This is a genomic window from Microbacterium pumilum, from assembly GCF_039530225.1.
GTDB lineage: Bacteria > Actinomycetota > Actinomycetes > Actinomycetales > Microbacteriaceae > Microbacterium > Microbacterium pumilum.
Window position 1 is genome coordinate 928,985 of the sequence record NZ_BAAAOH010000001.1, and the last position, 20,944, is coordinate 949,928.

The 20,944-nt window shown below is 69.8% G+C and carries 17 protein-coding genes; 11 read left to right on the forward strand and 6 right to left on the reverse strand.

The window, feature by feature from the left end:
• Positions 1-12: 12 nt before the first annotated feature.
• The gene (locus tag ABD188_RS04265; protein ID WP_344058842.1) at positions 13-1,032 is read right to left on the reverse strand and encodes a LacI family DNA-binding transcriptional regulator; all 1,020 of its coding nucleotides are present in this window, start codon (positions 1,030-1,032) and stop codon (positions 13-15) included.
• Between the two features lie 43 nt (positions 1,033-1,075).
• Positions 1,076-2,758, reverse strand: coding sequence for a glycoside hydrolase family 13 protein (locus ABD188_RS04270; RefSeq protein WP_344058844.1), 1,683 nt, complete (start codon positions 2,756-2,758; stop codon positions 1,076-1,078).
• A 77-nt stretch (positions 2,759-2,835) separates the two neighbouring features.
• Between ABD188_RS04270 and ABD188_RS04275 the strand changes: the two genes are divergently transcribed.
• Together ABD188_RS04275 and ABD188_RS04280 are read left to right on the forward strand one after the other, a co-directional pair.
• Positions 2,836-3,348 carry an adenine phosphoribosyltransferase gene (locus ABD188_RS04275; RefSeq protein ID WP_344058846.1) on the forward strand — a complete coding sequence of 171 codons (513 nt, stop codon included), beginning with the start codon at positions 2,836-2,838 and terminating at the stop codon, positions 3,346-3,348.
• Positions 3,349-3,515: 167 nt separating this feature from the next.
• Complete coding sequence (locus tag ABD188_RS04280; protein WP_344058848.1) at positions 3,516-5,063, forward strand: nucleobase:cation symporter-2 family protein; 1,548 nt, start codon at positions 3,516-3,518, stop codon at positions 5,061-5,063.
• 157 nt (positions 5,064-5,220) lie between these two features.
• Here the strand turns inward: ABD188_RS04280 and pucL are convergent, their stop codons facing one another.
• Genes pucL through uraD form a run of 3 tightly spaced genes read right to left on the reverse strand, consistent with a single transcriptional unit; the run spans position 5,221 to position 7,036 of the window.
• Positions 5,221-6,132: a factor-independent urate hydroxylase gene (gene pucL, locus ABD188_RS04285; protein WP_344058850.1), complete on the reverse strand. Its 912-nt coding sequence runs from the start codon at positions 6,130-6,132 to the stop codon at positions 5,221-5,223.
• 2 nt (positions 6,133-6,134) lie between these two features.
• On the reverse strand, positions 6,135-6,500 hold the full coding sequence (gene uraH / locus ABD188_RS04290) for a hydroxyisourate hydrolase (RefSeq protein ID WP_344058852.1): 366 nt from the start codon (positions 6,498-6,500) through the stop codon (positions 6,135-6,137).
• A complete protein-coding gene (gene uraD, locus ABD188_RS04295) occupies positions 6,497-7,036 on the reverse strand; it encodes a 2-oxo-4-hydroxy-4-carboxy-5-ureidoimidazoline decarboxylase (protein ID WP_344058854.1) in 540 nt (179 codons plus the stop codon). The genes uraH and uraD overlap by 4 nt, the downstream gene beginning before the upstream one ends.
• 148 nt (positions 7,037-7,184) lie before the next feature.
• Between uraD and allB the strand changes: the two genes are divergently transcribed.
• The 9 genes from allB (at position 7,185) to ABD188_RS04340 (ending at position 18,035) form a co-directional block, all read left to right on the forward strand.
• Entirely contained in the window at positions 7,185-8,564 is a 1,380-nt protein-coding gene (allB, locus tag ABD188_RS04300) for an allantoinase AllB (RefSeq protein ID WP_344058856.1), read from the forward strand.
• Positions 8,565-8,609: 45 nt separating this feature from the next.
• Entirely contained in the window at positions 8,610-9,749 is a 1,140-nt protein-coding gene (locus ABD188_RS04305; protein WP_344058858.1) for an acetamidase/formamidase family protein, read from the forward strand.
• Positions 9,742-11,352: an AtzH-like domain-containing protein gene (locus tag ABD188_RS04310; protein ID WP_344058860.1), complete on the forward strand. Its 1,611-nt coding sequence runs from the start codon at positions 9,742-9,744 to the stop codon at positions 11,350-11,352. Before ABD188_RS04305 ends, ABD188_RS04310 begins: the two co-directional genes overlap by 8 nt.
• A gap of 169 nt (positions 11,353-11,521) precedes the next feature.
• Positions 11,522-12,751, forward strand: coding sequence for a pyridoxal-phosphate-dependent aminotransferase family protein (locus ABD188_RS04315; RefSeq protein WP_344058862.1), 1,230 nt, complete (start codon positions 11,522-11,524; stop codon positions 12,749-12,751).
• A 53-nt stretch (positions 12,752-12,804) separates the two neighbouring features.
• Positions 12,805-14,100: a Zn-dependent hydrolase gene (locus ABD188_RS04320; protein WP_425561366.1), complete on the forward strand. Its 1,296-nt coding sequence runs from the start codon at positions 12,805-12,807 to the stop codon at positions 14,098-14,100.
• A gap of 283 nt (positions 14,101-14,383) precedes the next feature.
• Positions 14,384-15,463, forward strand: coding sequence for an ABC transporter substrate-binding protein (locus tag ABD188_RS04325; protein ID WP_344058866.1), 1,080 nt, complete (start codon positions 14,384-14,386; stop codon positions 15,461-15,463).
• A 13-nt stretch (positions 15,464-15,476) separates the two neighbouring features.
• Positions 15,477-16,334, forward strand: coding sequence for an ABC transporter ATP-binding protein (locus tag ABD188_RS04330; protein WP_344058868.1), 858 nt, complete (start codon positions 15,477-15,479; stop codon positions 16,332-16,334).
• Positions 16,324-17,154, forward strand: coding sequence for an ABC transporter permease (locus ABD188_RS04335; RefSeq protein WP_344058869.1), 831 nt, complete (start codon positions 16,324-16,326; stop codon positions 17,152-17,154). Before ABD188_RS04330 ends, ABD188_RS04335 begins: the two co-directional genes overlap by 11 nt.
• Positions 17,151-18,035: an ABC transporter permease gene (locus ABD188_RS04340; protein WP_344058871.1), complete on the forward strand. Its 885-nt coding sequence runs from the start codon at positions 17,151-17,153 to the stop codon at positions 18,033-18,035. Before ABD188_RS04335 ends, ABD188_RS04340 begins: the two co-directional genes overlap by 4 nt.
• 6 nt (positions 18,036-18,041) lie before the next feature.
• Here the strand turns inward: ABD188_RS04340 and ABD188_RS04345 are convergent, their stop codons facing one another.
• Positions 18,042-20,936, reverse strand: a complete 2,895-nt coding sequence (locus ABD188_RS04345; RefSeq protein ID WP_344058873.1) for a molybdopterin-dependent oxidoreductase — start codon at positions 20,934-20,936, stop codon at positions 18,042-18,044.
• Positions 20,937-20,944: the final 8 nt, after the last annotated feature.

A 20,944-nucleotide genomic window follows, 5' to 3' on the forward strand; every position in this document is an offset into this window, starting at 1 on the left:
ACCGGTTGGGGGTCAGGGGCGGTGGCGGGCCGTCGAACCCCGCACGGTCAGCTCGTAGGGCAGGCGCGCCGGCTCGACGTGCGGCGCATCGGGGCCGGCGGGCTCGAGCTCCGCGAGGATCGCGTCGGTCGCACGCTCGCCCTGCCGGCGCGGGAACTGGTCGACCGTGGTCAGGCGGAAGAACTCGCCGAGCTCGTGCCCGTCGATCCCCATTACCGACACGTCCTCCGGGACGCGATAGCCCAGCTCTCGGGCGGCCAGGATCGCGCCGATCGCCATCTCGTCGGACGCCGCGAAGATCGCACTCGGCAGTCCCCCGGGCCGGCCCAGCAGCTGCTTCGCGGCACGGAACCCGCCTTCGATCGTGAAGTCGGCGGGCTCGTAGCGAGCCGGTACGGCCGGGATGCCGGCATCCGCCAGCGCGATCTCGAACCCTTGGCGCCTGCGAGTCGGGATGTGGAAGTCGACGTCGAACTCGTGGCTGGCGCCGATGTGCGCGATCTCGCGGTGGCCCAGCGCGAGGAGGTGCTGGGTCGCGAGTCTGGCGACCTCGACATCGTCGACGGTCAGCGTCGTCAGGCGCGCGTTCGGGCCGCCTATCGCGATCACCGGGAGGCCGAGCTCCAGCAGCCGATCGGTCTCGGACTCGCCGAGCTCGATCGAGATCGCGATGACGCCGTCGACTCGCTGTCGGCGCAGGAAGGTCTCGAAGACGGTCTCGCGCTCGGTGCGATCGGCGGTGAGGCTGTAGAGCGTGATGTCGTAGCCACGGCGCATCAGGGCCGCCGCGATGCCGCTGAGCACCGTGCTGAAGAACCAGCGGTCGAGGAACGGCACGAGCACGCCGATGTTGCGGGTACGACCCGAGGCGAGACTCGATGCGGAGGCCGAGACCACATAGCCGAGGGTCTTGGCCGCCGCCTCGACGCGAGCCCGGGTCGAGTCCGAGACAGGGCCGCGACCGCTGAGCGTGCGCGAGACGGTCGCCGTCGAGACGCCCGCGTGACGCGCGACCTCGTCGATGCTCACCACGTACGTCACCCCACTTCGGGCTCGCCCCGCACCCGCGGGCTGCTCAGCCTCGCGCCATCCATACGGTCGTGTCCGCGGGCAACCGACGCCCGGCGAGCGGACCGCTCGCCGCGATCACGATACCGTCAGGCAGCGCGATCGGCGTCGAACCCAGGTTGGCCAACACCGTCACATTCCCGTTGCGGAATGCCACGGCATCCGTTCCGAAGCCGCCCAGCCACGCCACCGTGCCGGCCCCGAGGGCATTGCGACGGCGCTCGAGGAGCAGCGTGCGGTAGAGCGACAGCGTCGACGACGGGTCGGCCCGCTGCGCGTCGCGCGCGAGGCCGGCCCACTCGACGGGCTGGGGGAGCCACGCGAAGCCGCTCGGGCTGAATCCGTACGCCGCGGCGTTCTGACGCCACGGGATCGGCACGCGGCATCCGTCCCGGCCGTAGCGCTCGCCGTTCGTTCGGAACCACGTCGGGTCCTGACGAGCATCGTCGGGAAGATCGATCACTTCGGGCAGCCCGAGCTCCTCGCCCTGATACAGGTAGCTCGAGCCGGGCAGCGCGAGCATGAGCGCGGTGGCCGCCCGTGCGCGGCGGAGCCCCAGAGCGGGGATCGGCTTGCCCGGTGAGGACGGACCGATCCCGTGACCCTGCGGGTTCTCCGCCGTGAGGGCCAGACGCGAGGCATGTCGCACGACGTCGTGGTTCGACAGCACCCACGTGCTCGGGGCCCCGACCGCGCCGTAGGCCGCGAGCGACTCGTCGATGACGGCGCGAAGGGCGCCGGCATCCCACTCGGTCTCGAGGTAGGCGAAGTTGAAAGCCTGGTGCATCTCGTCGGGTCGAACCCACATCGCGGTCTGCTCGGGGGTGGGCAGCCACGCCTCCGCGCACAGTGCGCGATCGCCGTCGTACTCCGCCAGCACGAGATGCCAGTCGCGGTAGATCTCGTGCACGCCGTCGCGGCCCCAGTAGGGCACGCCGGACTCCCCGCCACCCATGGACCCGGCGTCGGTCGGCGGCACGTAGTCCGGCAGACCGTCCTGCTTCACCAGCCCGTGCGCCACGTCGACGCGGAAGCCGTCGACACCACGGTCGAGCCAGAAGCGCAGCACGCGCCGGAACTCCTCGCGCACCTCTTCGTTCGACCAGTCGAAGTCGGGCTGCGACGAGTCGAACAGGTGCAGATACCACTGGCCCGGCGTGCCGTCCGCCTCGACGACACGCGTCCAGGCGGCGCCGCCGAACACCGATTCCCAGTTGTTGGGCGGCACATCGCCGGTCACGCCGTCGCCGTCGCGGAAGAGGTAACGGGCGCGCTCGCGGCTGCCTGGACCGGCGGCCAGGGCCTCCTGGAACCAGTCGTGCTGATCGGAGGAATGATTCGGAACGAGATCGACGATGACCCGGATGCCGCGCGCATGCGCCGCGTCGAGCATCAGGTCGAAGTCGCTCAATGTGCCGAAGAGGGGATCGACGTCGCAGTAGTCGGAGACGTCGTAGCCCGCATCCTTCTGGGGTGAGCGCTGGAACGGGCTCAGCCAGATCGCGTCCACGTCGAGTTCCACCAGGTCGTCGAGATGGGCGGTGATGCCCGGGATGTCGCCGATGCCGTCGCCGCTGCTGTCTGCGAACGAGCGGGGGTAGATCTGGTAGATGACGGCGGTGCGCCACCACTCCCCTCGGGTGGGGTCGGAAAGCAGGTCGGTGCGCTCGGCGAGGTCGGTCGAGGTCATGCGACCAGTGTAAGTGCAAGCGCTTACATGAATTGCCGAGAGGCCATGGATGCGGACTCGGGCAATAGGGTTGGCCGGTGTCCTCGCTTGCGTACGCCGAGTCCCTCATCCGCACGATCCCCGACTATCCCGAGCCGGGCATCGCGTTCCGCGACATCACGCCCCTGCTGGCGGATGCCGGCGCATTGCGCGCCGTGATCGACGCTCTGATCGAGCCGTTCGCCGGAGAGTTCGACGTGGTGGCCGGGATCGAGGCGCGGGGCTTCCTCCTCGCCGGAGCGATCGCGATCGCGGCGGGGGTCGGTCTGGTGCCGATCCGCAAAGCCGGCAAGCTGCCCCGGCCGGCGGCATCAGTCTCGTACGCACTGGAGTACGCCGAGGCGACGATCGAGGCGCACGACGACGTCGCCCCCGGTGCGCGGATGCTGCTCGTGGACGACGTGCTCGCCACGGGCGGCACCCTCGTTGCGGCCCACCGGCTCGCGGCGAAGCTCGCGATCACGGTCGTCGGCACCGCCGTGCTGATGGAGCTCCCCGCGCTCGGTGGCCGCACCCAGGTCGGCGACGTGCACGCGGTGTTCACGGCCTGACGCTCCATGGCTCGGGCGGACCCGTATTTCGGGCTCGTTGCGGCGTGTAAAACCTCTGCGCCAGTCGGGCTGCGGGCCTTCCCGTCGGGTGGCGGGCGCTTCTAGCGTCAGGGCAAGCAATGGTGCGCTCGCTCGCCCGTGCGCCCTCCATCAGGCAGGAGCACGAGATGGCAACGACCGAGAAGTCGCCACGGGCCGACGCGACGTCAGCCCGAAAGGCGTCGCGCAAGTCCGACAACAGCGTCGACGCGATCCCGCCGATCGCCCGGCTCTTCCCCCTCGGACTGCAGCACGTCCTGGCGATGTACGCGGGGGCGGTGGCAGTCCCCCTCATCGTCGGAGGTGCGCTCGGCTACTCAGCGGGCGATCTGGCGTTCCTGATCAGCGCGGACCTGTTCGTCGCCGGCATCGCGACGATCATCCAGTCCGTGGGGTTCTGGAGATTCGGCGTCCGGTTGCCCCTCATGCAGGGCGTCACGTTCGCCGCCGTCGGCCCCATGATCGCGATCGGCCAGAGCGAGGGCATCCAGGCGGTGTTCGGCGCGACCATCGCCTGCGGGCTGTTCATGATCATCGTCGCGCCGTTCTTCTCGCAGCTGCTGCGCTTCTTCCCGCCGATCGTGACGGGCACCGTCATCCTGATCATCGGTCTGTCTCTGATGCGCGTCGCCGCGGGGTGGATCGTCGACAACAACGAGGATGGCGCCCCGCCGATCAACGTCGGCTTCGCCTTCGGCACGCTGCTGCTGATCATCCTCATCGAGCGGTTCGCGCCGCCCGCCCTGCAGCGGGTGTCGATCCTGCTCGGTCTCGTGCTCGGCACGATCGCGGCGCTGTTCGTGCCGGGAATGGTCGATTGGTCGGGCGTCGGAGATGCCGCGTGGTTCGCTCTGGTCACCCCCTTCCACTTCGGGCTGCCGACCTTCCAGGTGGCGTCCATCGTCTCGATGCTGATCGTGGGGCTGGTCATCATGACCGAGACGACCGGCGACATGATCGCCGTAGGCGAGATCGTCGAGAAGCCGGTCTCGCGCAAGCAGCTCGCCGACGGTCTGCGTGCCGACGGCCTGGGCACCGTCATCGGCGGTGTCTTCAACACCTTCCCGTACACGGCGTTCGCGCAGAACGTCGGGCTCGTCTCGCTCACGGGCGTCCGCTCGCGGTTCGTCGCGACCGCGGCCGGAGTCATCCTCATCGTGCTCGGCCTGATCCCCAAGGTCTCGGCGATCGTCGAAGGCGTGCCCAGCGCCGTCCTCGGCGGCGCCGGCATCGCGCTGTTCGGAATGGTCGCGGCATCCGGCATCCGCACTCTCACGAAGGTCAAGTTCAACAACAAGAACGTGCTGATCGTGGCGATCTCGGTCGGCGTCGCGCTGCTGCCCACGGTGGCCCCGACGATCTACGACCAGTTCCCGCAGTGGTTCACCCTCATCTTCGATTCGGGCATCAGCGCCGGTGCGATCACCGCGATCCTGCTCAACCTGCTGCTGAACACCGAGCAGATGCGCGAAGCGCGGCTCTCGGACCCGTCGATCGGCGCTTCGGACGCCGTGCGCGGGCCGGCGGCTGCGGCTCTCGTTCACCCGGATGCCGAGGGCACCGGCCTCATCCCCACCCAGGTGCTCTCCGATGAGCTGGCCGCCGAGCAGGGCGGCGACGGGATGCCCGTCGATGTCTCGCGGATCGAGCTCGCCGAGGAGGACCCGAAGGCCTGAGGGGGCGGGCCGCGGCTCGCCTGGCTCACCTGTCACGATCGGCGGGTGCGACCCGCGGTTTACGACAGGCGAGCGGGGGTTTGAGCTGAGGCGGGCGGGGGTTGCGTGAGGCGAGCTGGGGGTGCGCGGAGGCGAGCGGGGGTGCGCCGCACCGCGGCTAGACGAACGAGGGGAGCCCGAGCCAGGCGTCGGGGGCCGGAGCCGCGCCGTCGCGCGTCACGGTGCCCTCGATGAGCCCGTAAGGGCGGTCGGCTGCGTAGAAGACCTCGCCGGGGTTGTCCAGACCGAACGCCGTCAGGTCGTAGACGAAGTGGTGCTTGTTGGGCATCGCGAAGCGCACCTCGGCGATCTCGGGCCGGGCCTCGATCGCCGCCTTGCCCATCGCGAACAGAGTCTGCTGCAGCGCGAGCGAGTGGACCGTGGCGAAGGTCGACAGCAGCACGCCCAGCACCTCGGTGTAGAGGCCGTTGTAGTCGATGCCGGCATCGACGGCCTCGGGGAGGAAGCGCCACCGGCCGGTCACCGAGGTCGCCATGATCCGGTCATCGGTCTCGATGAGTGTCGTGTACCTGTCGCGGGGGAACCCGGCGAACTCGCTTCCGGTCGACTTGAGCACGGTCAGATCCTTGACCCCGCCGGTGACGTGGGTGGCACCGTCGATCGTCTGCACCGCCGCGAGCCGGGTGCCCTGGCCCTTTCGCACGAAGGAGTGGTCGTGCGGCGTGCCGTCGACCAGAATGCGCTCCCACTCGTACTGCTCGGCCTGCCACAGGCCGCCGTCGATCCAGTCGAACTCCGAGACGAAGTGTGCGCCGAGCTTCAGCAGGTACTCCTCGGGAGACGGGATGCCGTGCTCCTTCGCGAACGCGAACGCCGTGTTCTTCTGCGTGTCGGTGGCGACGACGAGGGAGTTGTCGCCCGTCAGATACGAGTCGACGAGGGCCGCGCCACGCAGCTGGGACGAGACGTTCAGATCCACGATCTCGTGGCGGGCGGTGTCGCGATAGATCCGGACGACGCGGTTCTCCGCCTTGCCGTACTTGTTCGCGCCCAGACTGACTGAGACCATGACTAGCTCCCCCGGTAGGTCGAAAAGGCGAAGGGACTGAGCAGCAGCGGCACGTGGTAGTGCCGACTCGAGCCGTCGTCCGCGACTTCGACGATGAAGGTCACGGTGATGAAGGGGTAGAAGGTCTCGACTCCGCGCGCGGCGAAGTACTCGCCCGTGAGGAAGGTCAGGGTGTAGGTCCCCGCCGGGAGGTGCTCGGGTCCGATGGACAGTCGACCGTCGGCATCGGTCGCTCCGTGCGCGATGATCGCGCCCGAGGTCTCGGCGACGACGGAGTCGCCGGATGCGCCTGCGAGGACGACACCGACGGATGCCGCGGGCGCGCCGGTCGCGGTATCCAGCACGTGGGTGGTGAGGTGACTGGTCATGAGGGCACTCCCGTCTCCGTCGGCGTCGACGTCGACGCCGTCTCGATCACATCGCCGCGTGCCCGAAGGAGCGCGATCTCGGCGAGCTGCGCCAGGGCCTCGCCCACTTCGGCGTCTGGGTCGTTCGAAAGGCGTCGCTTCAGCTCGGCGAGCATCTCCTGCGGCGTCCGACCTGCAGCGCGGATCAGGAACACACGCCCGAATCTCTCCTCGTAGACGCGGTTGCCCGCCGCGATCAACGCCGTGACATCGTCATCCGCGTCGGTCATGCCCGCCTGCTCGGTGCGGGATGCCGCTGCTTCGGCGCCGGTGCCGGCGGGCCGCTCGCCGATCCTCGGGTGATGGGAAAGCGCCGCATCGAGGTCTGCCCGGGTCCAGTCGCGCGCCAGGCCCTCCGCGACGGCGACGAGCTCGTCGACCGTGCGGTACGGACGTCCGTCGACAACGGACTGCACCCACTCGGGAATCGCCGCCCACACGCCGACCACGCGGGCAGACTCGGCCGCATCCAGCGCGTTGAACTCGGCGAGCTCCATGACGACACGCTAGCGGCCGCTCGTTTCACCCGAGTTACGACTTCAGCGCGACGAGCACTCGTCCGCGATGGGTTACAAGACCGAAACGCCGGCGCCTCCCGTGGGAGATCTCGGTGGGACAAGCTGGGAGCGACGAAGGGAGCGTCGGATGGCGCACGCCAGGGCCTCGGTCATTCGCGCCGGTCGCGCATGGATCGGCGGAGCGTTCCGCCCCGCCGACGTCACGATTCAGGGCGGCGTCATCGTCGGCGTCGACGATCCGGGGCGCTCAGCGCGCGGCACGACGCTCGTACCGGATGACGCGGTGCTGCTGCCGGGCCTCGTGGACTCCCACGTGCACGTCAACGAGCCGGGCCGCACGGAGTGGGAGGGATTCCGGTCCGCGACCCTCGCCGCCGCGGCCGGCGGCGTGACGACCATCGTCGACATGCCGCTGAACTCCCTGCCGCCCACCACGACGGTCACTGCGCTCGAGATCAAGCGGGCGGCCGCAGCCCCCTCGGCGTACATCGACGTCGGATTCTGGGGCGGCGCGGTACCCGAGAGCCTCGGCGCGCTCGCACCCCTCCACGAGGCAGGGGTGTACGGGTTCAAGTGCTTCCTGTCGCCCTCGGGCGTCGACGAGTTCCCGCACCTCGATCGCGCCCAGTTGCTCGCGGCGGCCGAAGAGGTGGCGGCCCTCGACTCGCGGCTCATCGTGCACGCCGAAGACCCGGCCCTGCTGCACGAGCACGGTGCGCTCGGCCGAGGGTATGAAGCGTTCCTCGCGTCGCGGCCGCCCGAGAGCGAGGCATCCGCCATCGACACCGTGATCGATGCGGCACGCCGGACCGGGTGCCGGGCCCACATCCTGCACCTGAGCGATGCCCACTCCCTTCCCGCGATCCGTGCCGCCAAGGCCGAGGGAGTCGCGCTCACCGTGGAGACGTGCCCGCACTACCTGACGATCGCCGCGGAGGACATCCCCGACGGGGCGGCCGAGTTCAAATGCTGTCCCCCGATCCGTGAAGCCTCCAATCGCGACCTGCTGTGGCAGGGCGTCGTCGACGGCACCATCGATGCGATCGTCAGCGACCACTCGCCGAGCACGGTCGATCTCAAGAGATCCGGCAGCGGCGACTTCGGACTCGCGTGGGGAGGCATCGCGGGACTCCAGATCGGGCTGTCGGCCGTGTGGACCGAGGCACACAGCCGCGGCATCCCGCTCGAGACCCTCGTCCCGCTGTTCACCACCGGACCGGCCCGCGTCGCCGGCGTCGCACGCGCCGGTGTCATCGAGCCGGGCGTCCCGGCACACCTCACCGTGTTCGGCGTCGACGACCCGCTCGTCATCGACGCGACCCGGCTGCTGCACAAGAACCCGATCACGGCTTACGACCACCGGGTGCTCAGCGGGAGGATCCGCCGGACGTGGCTGCACGGCAAGGCGATGTACAACGTCACCGAGGGTGGCGCGGGCGAGGCGCCGCGGTTCCGCGGCAAGCCGCGCGGACGGCTGCTCTCGGCTGCTTCGGCTCGGGTCGTCTGACCCGCGGACACCTGGGCGAAACCTCAAATGGGCTTGGATGGGGACATGCGGACCGCGTTCGAGATCCTCCAGCCCGGCACGGGAGACATCCCGGGCGAGCACTATCTGCGCTCCACACCGGTGACGGTGATGTGGGGGCGGCTCCCCTGTCAGACGGATGCCGCGGTCCTCACGATCGCCTCGGGCCAGACGGTCACGATCGACACCGTGAGCCACGAGGGCATTCTCGAAGACCAGGGAAAGGATCCGCTCGCGTACTTCGGCGCGCACGGTGTGGATGCGGCATCCGTCCTCGAGGATGCCGTCGCGATCGCGGAGGAGATGTCGCGGGACCCCGCGTCCGCCGGGCCGCACGTCGTCACCGGGCCGATCTTCGTCGAGGATGCCGAGCCTGGCGACCTCCTGAAGATCACGGTGGAGCGGCTGGTGCCGCGCGTTCCATACGGCGTCATCTCGAACCGGCACGGCAAGGGCGCACTCGCGGGCGTGCTGCCCCGCTCCGAGGGGACCGTGAGCGTGTTCACCCCCGTCGAGGACCGGGATGCCGGACGCGTCGGCGTACTGCCGCTGCGGCAGGACGGCGAGCGCGTCGTCGAGTTCCCGCTCGCGCCGTTCCTCGGCACGATGGGCGTCGCCGTCGCATCGGACGAGCGACCCCACTCGGTGCCGCCCGGCTCCCACGGCGGGAACATCGACATCAATCTCCTCACGGAGGGCTCCGTGCTGTACCTGCCGGTGCAGGTGACCGGCGCCCTCGCGTACGTCGGCGACCCACACTTCGCGCAGGGCGACGGCGAGGTGGCGCTCACCGCCCTCGAAGCCTCGCTGCGGGCGACGCTGCGGTTCGAGGTCGTGCCCCGCACCGAGGCCCTCGCCGAGTTCGGAGAGGTCGCCGGTCCGCTGGTCCGCACGGCCGAGTACCTCGTGCCCACGGGTCTCGATCCCGACCTGAACGTCGCGATGCGCAAGTGCGTGCACGCGGCGATCGAGTTGATCTCGGCCCGCTGGGGCATGGATGAGCATCTCGCGTACGCCTACCTCAGCGCCGCCACGGACTTCGACATCTCGCAGGTCGTCGACATCGTGTGCGGCATCCATGCCCGGATCCGGGAAGCAGATTTCGACAGGGCGGGCGTTCGGCGCGCCACTCGATCCGAAGACGTCGCGGGGGTGGACCGTGGCTGAGCCCGACCCGATTCCCGACGACCTCTTCACGGCGTTCGAGGACTACGAGCGCGCCATCCTCTCGAACGACCTCGATGCCCTCGACGCGGCCTTCGCCGCGCGGACGGGCACTCTCCGCGGCGACGGCGCCGGTCTGCTCGTGGGCCATGACGCGATCAGCGCCTTCCGCGGCGTGCGAGGGGGAGTGCCCGCGCGCACGATCGAGCGGGTCGAATACCGCCCGCTCGGTGCGGATGCGGCGCTGCTCGTCTCGGTCTCGCGCTATCTCGGCGGTGGCACCGGCCTTCAGACGCAGGTGTGGGAGCGGATCGGAGGGCGCTGGCTCATCACAGCGGCGCATGTGACGCCCCGGGCGCAGGCGCTCGACCGGTCGGTGTGGCGCACGGTCGGCGATCCGCTGTACCAGGGGGCGTGGGAGGGTCCGCTCGTGGGGCTGAACGTCGCCGTCAAGGACCTGTTCGCCATCAAGGGCTACCGGATCGGCGCGGGCAATCCCACGTTCCTCGATGAGGCGCGCGCCGAGACCACGACGGCGCCGGCGGTCGGCGACCTGTTGCGCGGCGGAGCTTCGCTGCGAGGCATCGCGCGCACCGACGAGTTCGCGTACAGCATCGCCGGCGACAACGTGCACTACGGCACCCCGCCCAACGGCGCGGTGCCCGGAGCGCTCCCCGGTGGCTCGTCGAGCGGACCCGCATCCGCCGTCGCAACCGGGCAGGCCGAGGTCGGCCTCGCCACCGACACGGCCGGATCCGTGCGTGTGCCCGCGTCGTATCAGGGGCTGTGGGGCCTGCGGACGACGCATGGGCTGGTTCCGCGGCAGGGCCTCCTGCCGCTCGCGCAGTCCTTCGACACCATCGGCTGGCTGACGCGAGACGGGGCGACCCTGCAGCGGGTCGTCGACTGGTGCCTCAGCTACGACGGATCCGAATCGACCGAGAGCGTCTACGGCGAGTCGGGCGCCGACCTGCCGTGGCGCTTCCTCGTGCCCGAAGAGGTGCTCGCCGCCGTCGAGCCCGACACCCGGGCGGCGTTCGACACGCTCCTCGTCAGGCTGGCGGCGTCCGACGATCCGCCCGCCTTCGCACGGGTCTCGATCGGAAGCCTCGACGACTACTTCGAGCCCTTCCGCACCGTGCAGGCCGCCGAGGCGTGGCGGAACAACGGCGACTGGGTTCGCGCTCATCCCGATGCCGTCGGCGCCGCCGTGGCCAAGCGCTTCCGGCTCGCAGCCGACGTCACGGCAGAGGCCGAGGCATCCGCTCGCCGCGCCCTCGAGCCGCTTCGGGAGCATCTGCAGCAGTATGTCGGCGGGGCCGCGCTGCTCATGCCGACCGTGCCGGGACCCGCGCCGATGCGCACCCACGGCGGCGAACGCGTCGACGTGGTGCGACAGGCGACGCTCCGGATGACGACACCCGCCGCCGTCGGCGGGCTGCCGGCGATCTCGGTACCGCTGCTGACGGTGCCGTCGCAGCTCGGCCCCGCGCCCGTCGGCGTGTGCCTGGTGTCTCGCGCCGGCACCGACATCGCGCTCGTCCGCCTCGCCCGCCGGCTCGCCCGCCTGGTCGCCGACCCGACCACTCCGGAGGACCAGCTGTGACCCCGCCGGCGTCGCCAACCCACTCGTTCACCTCCGACCCCTTCGGTTGGAGCGCGCCGATCGCGTGGGTTCGGACCGATCGCGTGGGTTCGGCGACACGAGACGGCCGGATGCCGCCCGCCCCGCAGCACCCCGCACGGGTGGCACGCCACCACGAAGGAGGCACCGGATGGTGACGATCCCCGGTCCGATCGACCCGCCACCGCGGCTGCTCATGGGGCCGGGTCCGATCTCGGCATACCCGAGCGTGCTGCGCGCCATGTCGGCGCCGCTCGTCGGGCAGTACGACCCGTTCATGACCGCGGCGATGGCCGAGACGCAGGAGCTCTACCGCGGCGTGTGGGCTACCTCGAACGCGGCGACGCTCCTCGTCGACGGCACCTCGCGCGCCGGCATCGAGGCGGCGATGGTCTCGCTCATCCGCCCCGGTGACCGCGTGCTGGTCCCCGTCTTCGGTCGCTTCGGGCATCTGCTGGCCGAGATCGCCGAGCGGGCGATGGCCGAGGTGCACACGATCGAGACGGACTGGGGGCAGGTGTTTCCGCCGTCGGTCATCGAAGAGGCGATCGTGCGGGTCAAGCCCGCGCTCCTCGGCCTGGTGCAGGGTGACACCTCCACGACGATGAATCAGCCGCTCGACGAGATCGGCGCGATCTGCTCCCGTCACGGGGTGCTGTTCTACTCCGACGCCACGGCGTCCCTCGGCGGCAACGACTTCGAGGCGGATGCGTGGGGGCTGGATGCCGCAACAGCCGGCCTGCAGAAGTGTCTCGGCGGCCCATCCGGGTCATCGCCCATCACGCTGTCGGAACGGGCCGTCGCCGTCATCGAGTCCCGCAAGAAGATCGAGGCCGGCATCCGCGAACCGGGCGATCCGGCCTCGCCCGATTTCGTGCGCTCGAACTACTTCGATCTCGGCATGATCCTCGACTACTGGGGCCCGCGACGACTCAACCACCACACCGAGGCGACGTCGATGCTGTATGCCGCCCGGGAGTGCGCGCGCATCATCCTCCTCGAAGGACGGGATGCCGTCATCGAGCGCCATCGGGTGGCGGGGGCCGCCATGCTCGCAGGCGTCGAGGCGCTGGGCCTCGTGGTGTTCGGCGATGTCGCGCACAAGATGAGCAACGTCGTCGCGGTCGAGATCCCCGAAGGCGTGCCGGGCGACATCGCACGCGCGGCGCTGCTCGACGACTTCGGCATCGAGATCGGCACGTCGTTCGGCCCGCTGCACGGGCGCGTCTGGCGCATCGGCACGATGGGCTACAACGCGCGCAAGGACGCGGTGCTCACGACGCTCGCCGCCCTCGAGACCGTGCTCGCGCGGTTCGGTGTCGCCGTGCCCGCCGGCGGCGGGGTGGATGCGGCGACCGGGGTGTACGCGGAGGCGCCGTGAACGCACGGCTCGATTCCTCTCCCGATCAGCTCGCGGCTGCCGCCCACCGCGTGATGGCGCGCTGCGACGAGCTCGCCCGGGTCTCGTCGGCGCCGGGACAGATCGAGCGCGTCTACCTCTCGCCCGAGCACGCGCGCGTCAACCGGCTCGCAGCGGAGTGGATGCGCGAAGTGGGCATGTCGACAAGGCAGGATGCCGCGGGCAACCAGGTCGGCAGGCTCGACCCCGGCGGCTCCGCCGGGCGCGACGCGCCCGCCCTGCTGATCGGGTCGCATCTCGACACCGTGCCCGATGCCGGACGCTACGACGGGATCGTCGGCGTGCTCATGGCGCTCGAGGTGGTGCGCCTGCTGCGAGCGCCGATCGAGGACGGCGGATGGCGCTCGCCGCTCCGCTTCGCCCTCGAGGTCATCGCATTCTCGGATGAGGAGGGCACCCGGTTCGGCAAGGCGCTGCTCGGCTCGTCGGCGGTTGCGGGCATCTGGGATGACGAATGGTGGACCCTGACGGATGCCGAGGGCACCACCGTCCGCGAGGCCTTCCTCGACTTCGGACTCGACCCCGGTCGCCTCGGCGAGGCGGCACGCCGTCCGTCTGAGCTCGTCGGCTACCTCGAGGCGCACATCGAGCAGGGCCCCGAGCTCGACCGCCGTGGCGAGTCGCTCGCAGTCGTCTCATCGATCGCAAGCGCCCGTCGGTTCCAGCTGCGTGTCGACGGGCTGGCGCGTCACGCCGGTGGCACTCCCTACGACATGCGTCGCGACGCGCTCCTCGGCGCGAGTGAGGCGGCGCTCGCCGTCGAGCGCATCTGCCGGTCGGAGCACCACATCATCGGTACGGTCGGCCAGCTCGAGGCATTTCCGGGCGCGGTGAACATCGTGCCGGGCGAGGCGCGGTTCAGTCTCGACCTGCGCGGCGAGTTCGACGACGAGCGCGACCGGGTATGGCACGCGATCTCACGCGATCTCGACGAGATCATGGGCCGGCGGGGTCTGACCTGGAGCGGGCGGGAAGTGCACAGCGCGCCCGCCGTCTTCTGCGCGCCCCTGCTGCAGGACGTCATCCGCCAGGGCATCCTTTCGACGCTGGATGCCGGGGCGCGCGTCAGCAAGCCGGGGGTTCGGGGCGGAGCCCCATTGAGCACTGACGATCCAGCGACCATCTTCAGCCGGGCGGGTCACGATGGGATGGCGATCGGTGCGGTGACGGATGTCGGGATGCTGTTCCTGCGCAACCCCGACGGCATCAGCCATCACCCCGACGAGGCCGTCTCGACCGGCGACGTCGAGCTCGGCATCCGCGCCCTCGCCGAGGCGGTGCTGCACCTCGCAGCCGAGCCTGCCTCCTGACGTCGCGCCTTTGCCGAGACCCGGCTCTTCCGCCGACACCCGCCCGCACACCGCGGGGTCTCGGCGCGAACGCGGGGTCTCGGCGCGGAGGGCGGGCCCGGCGGATGTGCTCCTCGCGGCGGATCGACCTCGTTCATCGACACGTTTTACGCCCAGGAAACACCAGCGCCAGTGTTGGTGAAATCTGCATCCCCTACTTTCAGGAACAGCGCGGTTCGCCGAGCCCTTGGGCGCGCGTGTACATCCACCCGAATGCACCACCCGCTTCCTGGAGACACAGCCCATGACACATCTTTCCTCTCGGCGCGCGTCGCGCGTCGTGACGGCCCTGGCAGGGGTCACCCTCGCGGCGCTCGCCCTCGCCGGCTGCGCGTCCGCTGAGGGCTCGACTCCGTCCGAGTCCTCCGCCGGAGACGCGGCCGGTTTCGGCGACCTGACGGTCCAGCTCAGCTGGATCAAGAACGAGGAGTTCTCGGGCGAGTTCTTCGCGGACTCCGAGGGCTACTACACCGACGCCGGCCTCGGCACGGTGACGCTGGTCCCGGGACCCTCGACCGGAGCCGCCGAGCTCATCTCGGGCAGCGCCGACGTCGCGCTGTCGGACGCGGTCTCGATCGGCGGGGTCGTCGCATCGGAGGGCGCACCGCTGAAGATCATCGGCACGACCTTCCAGAAGAACCCCTTCACGGTGCTCTCGCTCAAGGACGGCGGTGACATCGCCACGCCCGAGGACCTCATCGGCAAGAAGATCGGTGTGCAGGACTCCAACACCGCGCTTTTCAAGGCGCTGCTGGCGGCCAACGGCATCGACGAGTCCGAGCTGACCATCGTTCCGGTGCAGTACGACCCGGCCCCCCTCACCAACGGCGAGGTCGACGGCTTCATCGCCTACCTGACCAATGAGGCCATCACCGTCGCAGCGTCCGGCGTCGAGACGACGAACCTCCCGTTCGCCGACAACGGCCTCCCCTTCGTCGCCGAAACGATCACGGTGACCGACGACGCCATCGCGAACGACCGCGACAAGCTCAAGGCGTTCCTGCTGGCTGAGATCCAGGGCTGGACGGACGCGGTCAACGACCCGGCGGCCGGTGCCGCTCTGGCGGTCGACGACTACGGCAAGGACCTCGATCTGAACCTCGAGAACTCCGTCGCCGGTGCCACGGTGCAGGCCGAGGAGCTCGTCGTCTCGGAGGAGACCGAGGCCAACGGCCTGTTCACGATCTCGGACGAGCTGCAGGCCGAAACCGTCAAGAGCCTCGCCGGGGCGGGCATCACGCTCGAGGCATCCGATCTCTTCGACCTCTCGCTCCTGAGCGAGGTCTACGAGGAGAACCCCGACCTGGTGGCTTACGCCAAATAGACAGGATCATGCCATGACGCAGCAGCCCACCCTCACGACGGATAATCGTGTCACGGGCGCCGCAGAGATCGGTGCCCAGGGCGATGCCCTGGGCACCGGCCTGCAGATCTCGGGCCTGAACAAGGTCTTCACGTCCGGGCGCAAGAGCGTCGTGGCACTGAAGGACGCCAACCTCCATACGGAGCAGGGCTCGTTCCTGGCACTGCTGGGGCCGTCGGGATGCGGCAAATCCACGATCCTGCGGATTCTCGCCGGGCTCGAGCCGGCGACGAGCGGATCCACGCGCGTCGACGGCAAGAGCCCGAAGGAGCTGCGCAAGGAGAACAAGCTCGGCATCGCGTTCCAGGACTCGGCACTCCTCCCGTGGCGGAGCGTGCTGACCAACATCCGCCTGCCCTTCGAGATCGCCGGCAAGACGGTCGACAAGGACTATGTCAACGAGATGATCTCGCTGGTCGGCCTCAAGGGGTTCGAGAAGGCGAAGCCCGCGCAGTTGTCGGGCGGGATGCGGCAGCGGGTGTCGATCGCACGGTCCCTGATCCTCAAGCCCGACGTGCTGCTGTTCGACGAGCCGTTCGGCGCGCTGGACGACATGACCCGTCAGAAGCTCAACCTCGAGCTGCTGCGGATCTGGACCGAGAAGCCCGCCACCACGCTGCTGGTCACGCACGGCATCTCGGAGGCGATCTTCCTCTCCGACTACGTCGCCGTGATGAGCCCCCGGCCCGGCCGGGTCAAGGAGGTCATGACGATCGACCTTCCCCGCCCCCGCACGCCCGAGATGATGCGCACCCCCGAGTTCCACGCATACGTCGATCAGGCGTCCGAACTGCTGTTCGGCGAGGGCGGCGCTGCGGCCGATGACCACTGAGACCACTCCCAAGCCGGGAGCCATCCTCTGGCAGGACATCAAGCTGCCGGCCTGGGTGACGGGTGTCATCGGGGGATTGCTCATCGTCATCCTGTGGTGGATGGTCGCCGTCTTCTACGTCACGCCGACCGGTGCCCATCCGATCCCCACCCCGCTCGCGGTCGTCCAGACCTACGTCGAGAGCGGCTGGGAGTACTACTGGCGCAACTTCTCCGTGACGCTGACCGAGGCGGCCATCGGCTACTTCTGGGGCAACGCCATCGCCCTCATCCTCGCCGCGGTGGTGCTCGTCATCCCACGTCTCGAGGGCCTGGCGATGCAGCTCGCCATCATCACCTACTGCATCCCCATCGTCGCGGTCGGGATGCTGGCGATCGTCGTGATCCCGGCGCCCGGCGTGGGTCAGCCCAGCGGCACGGCGATTCTGCTCGCGGCATTGTCGGTCTTCTTCACGACCGTCGTCGGGGCGCTGCTCGGTCTGAAGTCGGCCGACAAGTCGAGCCTCGACCTGATCACCGTCTACGGCGGCAGCCGCTTCACCCAGCTGGTCAAGGTGCGTCTGATCGCCGCATTGCCCGCCATCCTCAACGCCCTCCAGATCGCCGTGCCGGCCGCGTTCCTCGGTGCGGTGCTCGGCGAGTTCTTCGGCAAGATCGAAGTCGGCGTGGGCATCGCGATGATCCTCGCCCAGCAGAACTCCAATGCCCCCCAGGTCTGGGCACTGGCCCTGGCCAGCGGCGCTGTCGCGCTGCTCGGGTTCGCGCTGGTGGGGCTGATCGCCCGAGGGATCGCACCCTGGTCGAAGGGAAAGTCGGCATGACCACCATGACCGCGGCGTACGAGCTCCAGAAGACCGCCCCGCCCACCGCCGATCTGAGCGCAGACGTCCGGCGGGCGGCCACGCGCGGTGTGCTGCGAGCGCTCGGCTGGAGCCTGCTCACTTTCGCCCTGACCCTCGTCGCCGTCGTGGCGCTGTGGGTGGGGATCCTGTGGGTCTTCCAGATCTCGCCCCTCATCGCCAAGGGTCCGGTCGATGTCTGGAACTACTTCTTCACCGTCCCCAACGCCGCGGCCAACCGCGAACTGATCATGGGCAACCTCATGGTCACGCTCGGCGACGCGGCGATCGGGTTCGTCGCGGGTCTGCTCGCCGCGATCCTGGCTGCCGCTGTCTTCCAGCTCAGCAAGGGGGCCGAGGCCGCCCTCATGCCTGTCGCGATGCTGCTGCGCTCGGTGCCCCTCATCGCAATGGCGCCCGTCATCATCATGATCTTCCAGCGCGGCTGGGTCACCGTCGCCGTCATCGGCGGAATCGTCGTGCTCTTCCCCGCGCTCGTGAACATCTCGTTCGGGCTGAAGTCCGCATCGCCGCAGATGAACGACCTGGTCGAGGTCTACGGCGGCGGCTCGTGGTCGAAGCTGCGCAAGGTCGCGATGCCGTCGTCGCAGCCCGCGTTCTTCGCGGCCGTGCGCATCTCGGTGCCCGGCGCGATCACCGGAGCGCTCCTGGCCGAATGGCTCGCGGTGGGCGGTGGCATCGGAGGTTCGATCGGCGGCTTCATCCCGCAGGCGCAGTTCACCGCGCTGTGGGCGTCGGTCGTCGCCGTCACCGGGGCTTCCCTCATCCTCTACAACGTCATCCAGATCGTCGAGGACGTGGTGCTCGCCCGCATGGGCATGCATCCGCAGAAGACGCTTTAGGCGAGGTCAGCTCGCGTCGCGCACGGCGCGCCATACCCGGTCGCGCGAGAACGGCTGCTCGAACACGCGCGTGCCGATCGCCCGCGAGATGGCGTTGCCGATCGCCGGTGCGACCGGGTTGTAGGGCGACTCGCTCATCGACTTCGCGCCGAAGGGACCCAGATCGTCGGAGGTCTCGGCGAAGTACACCTCGGTCACCGGCACATCCGCGAACTGCGGCACGCGGTACTGGCGGAACACCGGGTTCACGATCTGCCCGTCCTCGATGAACAGCTCCTCGTACAGCGCGCTGCCGATGCCCTGCGCCGTGCCGCCCTCCACCTGACCGCGGCACTGCGCGGGGTTCATGACGAATCCGGCGTCGGCCGCGTGCACCGACTGCAGGACGCGCACCGTGCCGGTGCCGGGGTCGACCGCGACCCGGGCGGCGTGAACGTTGAAGACCAGCGACCGTTGCGCGCCGAACTCGCGTCCCTCGGCCACGAGACCGTCCTCGGATCGCTCGTCGGCCGGAGCGGCCGAGACGATCCGTGCGAAGTCGACGGTGCCTGTAGGGGTCACCACGCCATCGGCCGTGAGGTGGCACTCGGCGACATCCGCTTCCACAAGGCCGGCCGCGATCTGCAGCATCCGGGTGCGCAGCGCGACGCACGCGCCGTGCAATGCCTTGCCGGCGACCGTGATCCCCGCCGAGGCGAAGGCACCCGTGTCGTGACGCACGGCGTCGGTGTCGGAGCTTCGCAGCACGAGACGCTCGAACGGCACCTCGAGCACCGTCGCCGCGATCTGCCGGTGCACGGTCGTCGTGCCGTTGCCGAACTCGGCCGTGCCTGCCGCGAGCAGGTACGAGCCGTCGGGCCGCAGGGTGGCCGTGGTGTGCGAGATGTGGCCGCCCGGAGCCATGGTCGACAGCATCCCGAGCGCCATGCCCTCGCCGACCAGCCAGCCGGGTGGCGCCGCCACCCCGTTGCCCCGCCGGATCGCGGCCTCGGCGAGGTCGAGGCACTGGTCGAGCCCGTAGCTGCCCCAGATCAGGTCGGCTTCGTACTCGTCTTCGGTCTGGTGCAGCGGGTCGCCCTCCTGGATCACGTTGAGCCGGCGCAATGCGAATGGGTCGATGCCGAGCTCTTCGGCGAGCAGGTCCATCGCGGACTCGATGCCCAGGATCACCTGCCCGAGGCCATAGCCGCGGAAGGCTCCGGACGGGACGTTGTTCGTGTACACCACCTCGGCGTCGACACGCTTGGTCGGGCAGCGGTACACCGCCAACGACTCGGCGCACGCATGGAAGAGCACGCCGATCGCATGGTTGCCGTACGCTCCCGTGTCGCTGAGCACATCGACCTTCATCGCCGTGAGCCGGCCGTCGCGCGAGGCTCCGAGCGAGATCGAGACGCGCATCGGATGCCGCACCGACGCGCGGCGGAACTCATCGGTGCGCGCGAACTCGTAGGCCACCGCGCGTCCGGTGCGAAGCACCGCGAGGGCGACCAGGTCTTCGGTGAAGATCTCCTGCTTGCCGCCGAACCCGCCCCCGACCCGAGCGGCGAACACGCGCACGCGATCGGTCGGCAGATCGAAGAGGTGCGCGATCTCGTCGCGCGTGAGGAAGGGCACCTGTGTGCTCGAGCGGATGACGAGCCGGCCGTCGTCGTCCAGCCAGCCGATCGAACCGTGCGTCTCGAGCTGCGCGTGCGAGACGCGCTGGGTCTGCCACGTGCCGCTCACGGTCACCTCGCTCGCCGCGAGCGCCGTGTCGACGTCGCCCCCGAACCCGTCGTGGAGTGCGGCGATGAGGTTGCGGGAGGCATCGTCCACACGATCTTCGGCGGTGAGCCCCGGATGGATGACGGGCGCACCGGGCTGGCGCGCAGCTTCGGGCTCGAAGACCGCGGGCAGGATGTCGTACTCGACCCGGATCCGCCGGCACGCCTCCTCGGCGGCCGCGCTGGTCTCGGCGACGACCGCCGCGACGCGCTGGCCGATGTGCCGCACGACGTCGTCGAGCATCCGGAGGTCATCGGGATCGTCCTCACGATGCTGATGCCGAGCGGTCGAGTACCGGCCCGCCGGCACATCGTGATGGGTGAACACGGCGATGACTCCGGGCACGCGGACCGCGTCGGAGGTGTCGATCGCCCTGATGCGCGCGTGCGCATGCGGCGAGCCGAGCACCCGCAGCACGAGGGCCTCGGGCACCTCGGTGTCGAACGTGAACGGCTCGAGGCCCTGCACGACACGGCGGGCGGCCTCGGGAGAAACGGATCGGCCGACGCCGTGCTCAGGCGTCGAGATCGGGTCGGGGCGTTCCGTCTCGGCCGCTGCGCTCCCTCGCTCAACGACCGGGGTGTCAGGCCCCTCCCGGTCGTTGAGCGACACGTCGACTCGCCGGCGCTCGCTCAGTTCGGGTCTGCGCGAGACGAAACGCCCTGAGCCATCCTCAAGAGCGGGCCCCGTCTCGCGCACCGGGCCGAGGACTGCCTGAGTGATCGCGTCGCGGATCGGGCGGTACCCGGTGCAGCGGCAGAGGCTCCCCTTCATGCGCCGGTCGAGGTCAGGCAGGTCGTCCCCCGTCAGGGTCGAGGCCGTCACGCTCATGCCGGGTGTGCAGAAGCCGCATTGGAACCCGAAGTGCTCGATGAGCGCCTCCTGCACGGGATGCAGCGCATCGCCGTCCGCGAGCCCTGCCGCCGTGATGACGTGCGCATCCTCGACCCGGACGGCGGGGATGATGCACGAATGCACCGGCTCGCCGTCGAGGATGACGGCGCAGGCGCCGCAGTCGCCGGCGTCGCAGCCCTTCTTCACCTCGTGATGACCGTGTTCGCGCAGGAGCGTGCGCAGGCACTGCCCCGGACGTGGCTCGGCCTCGATCGGCTCGCCGTTGACTGTGATTCTCAACAGGTGAT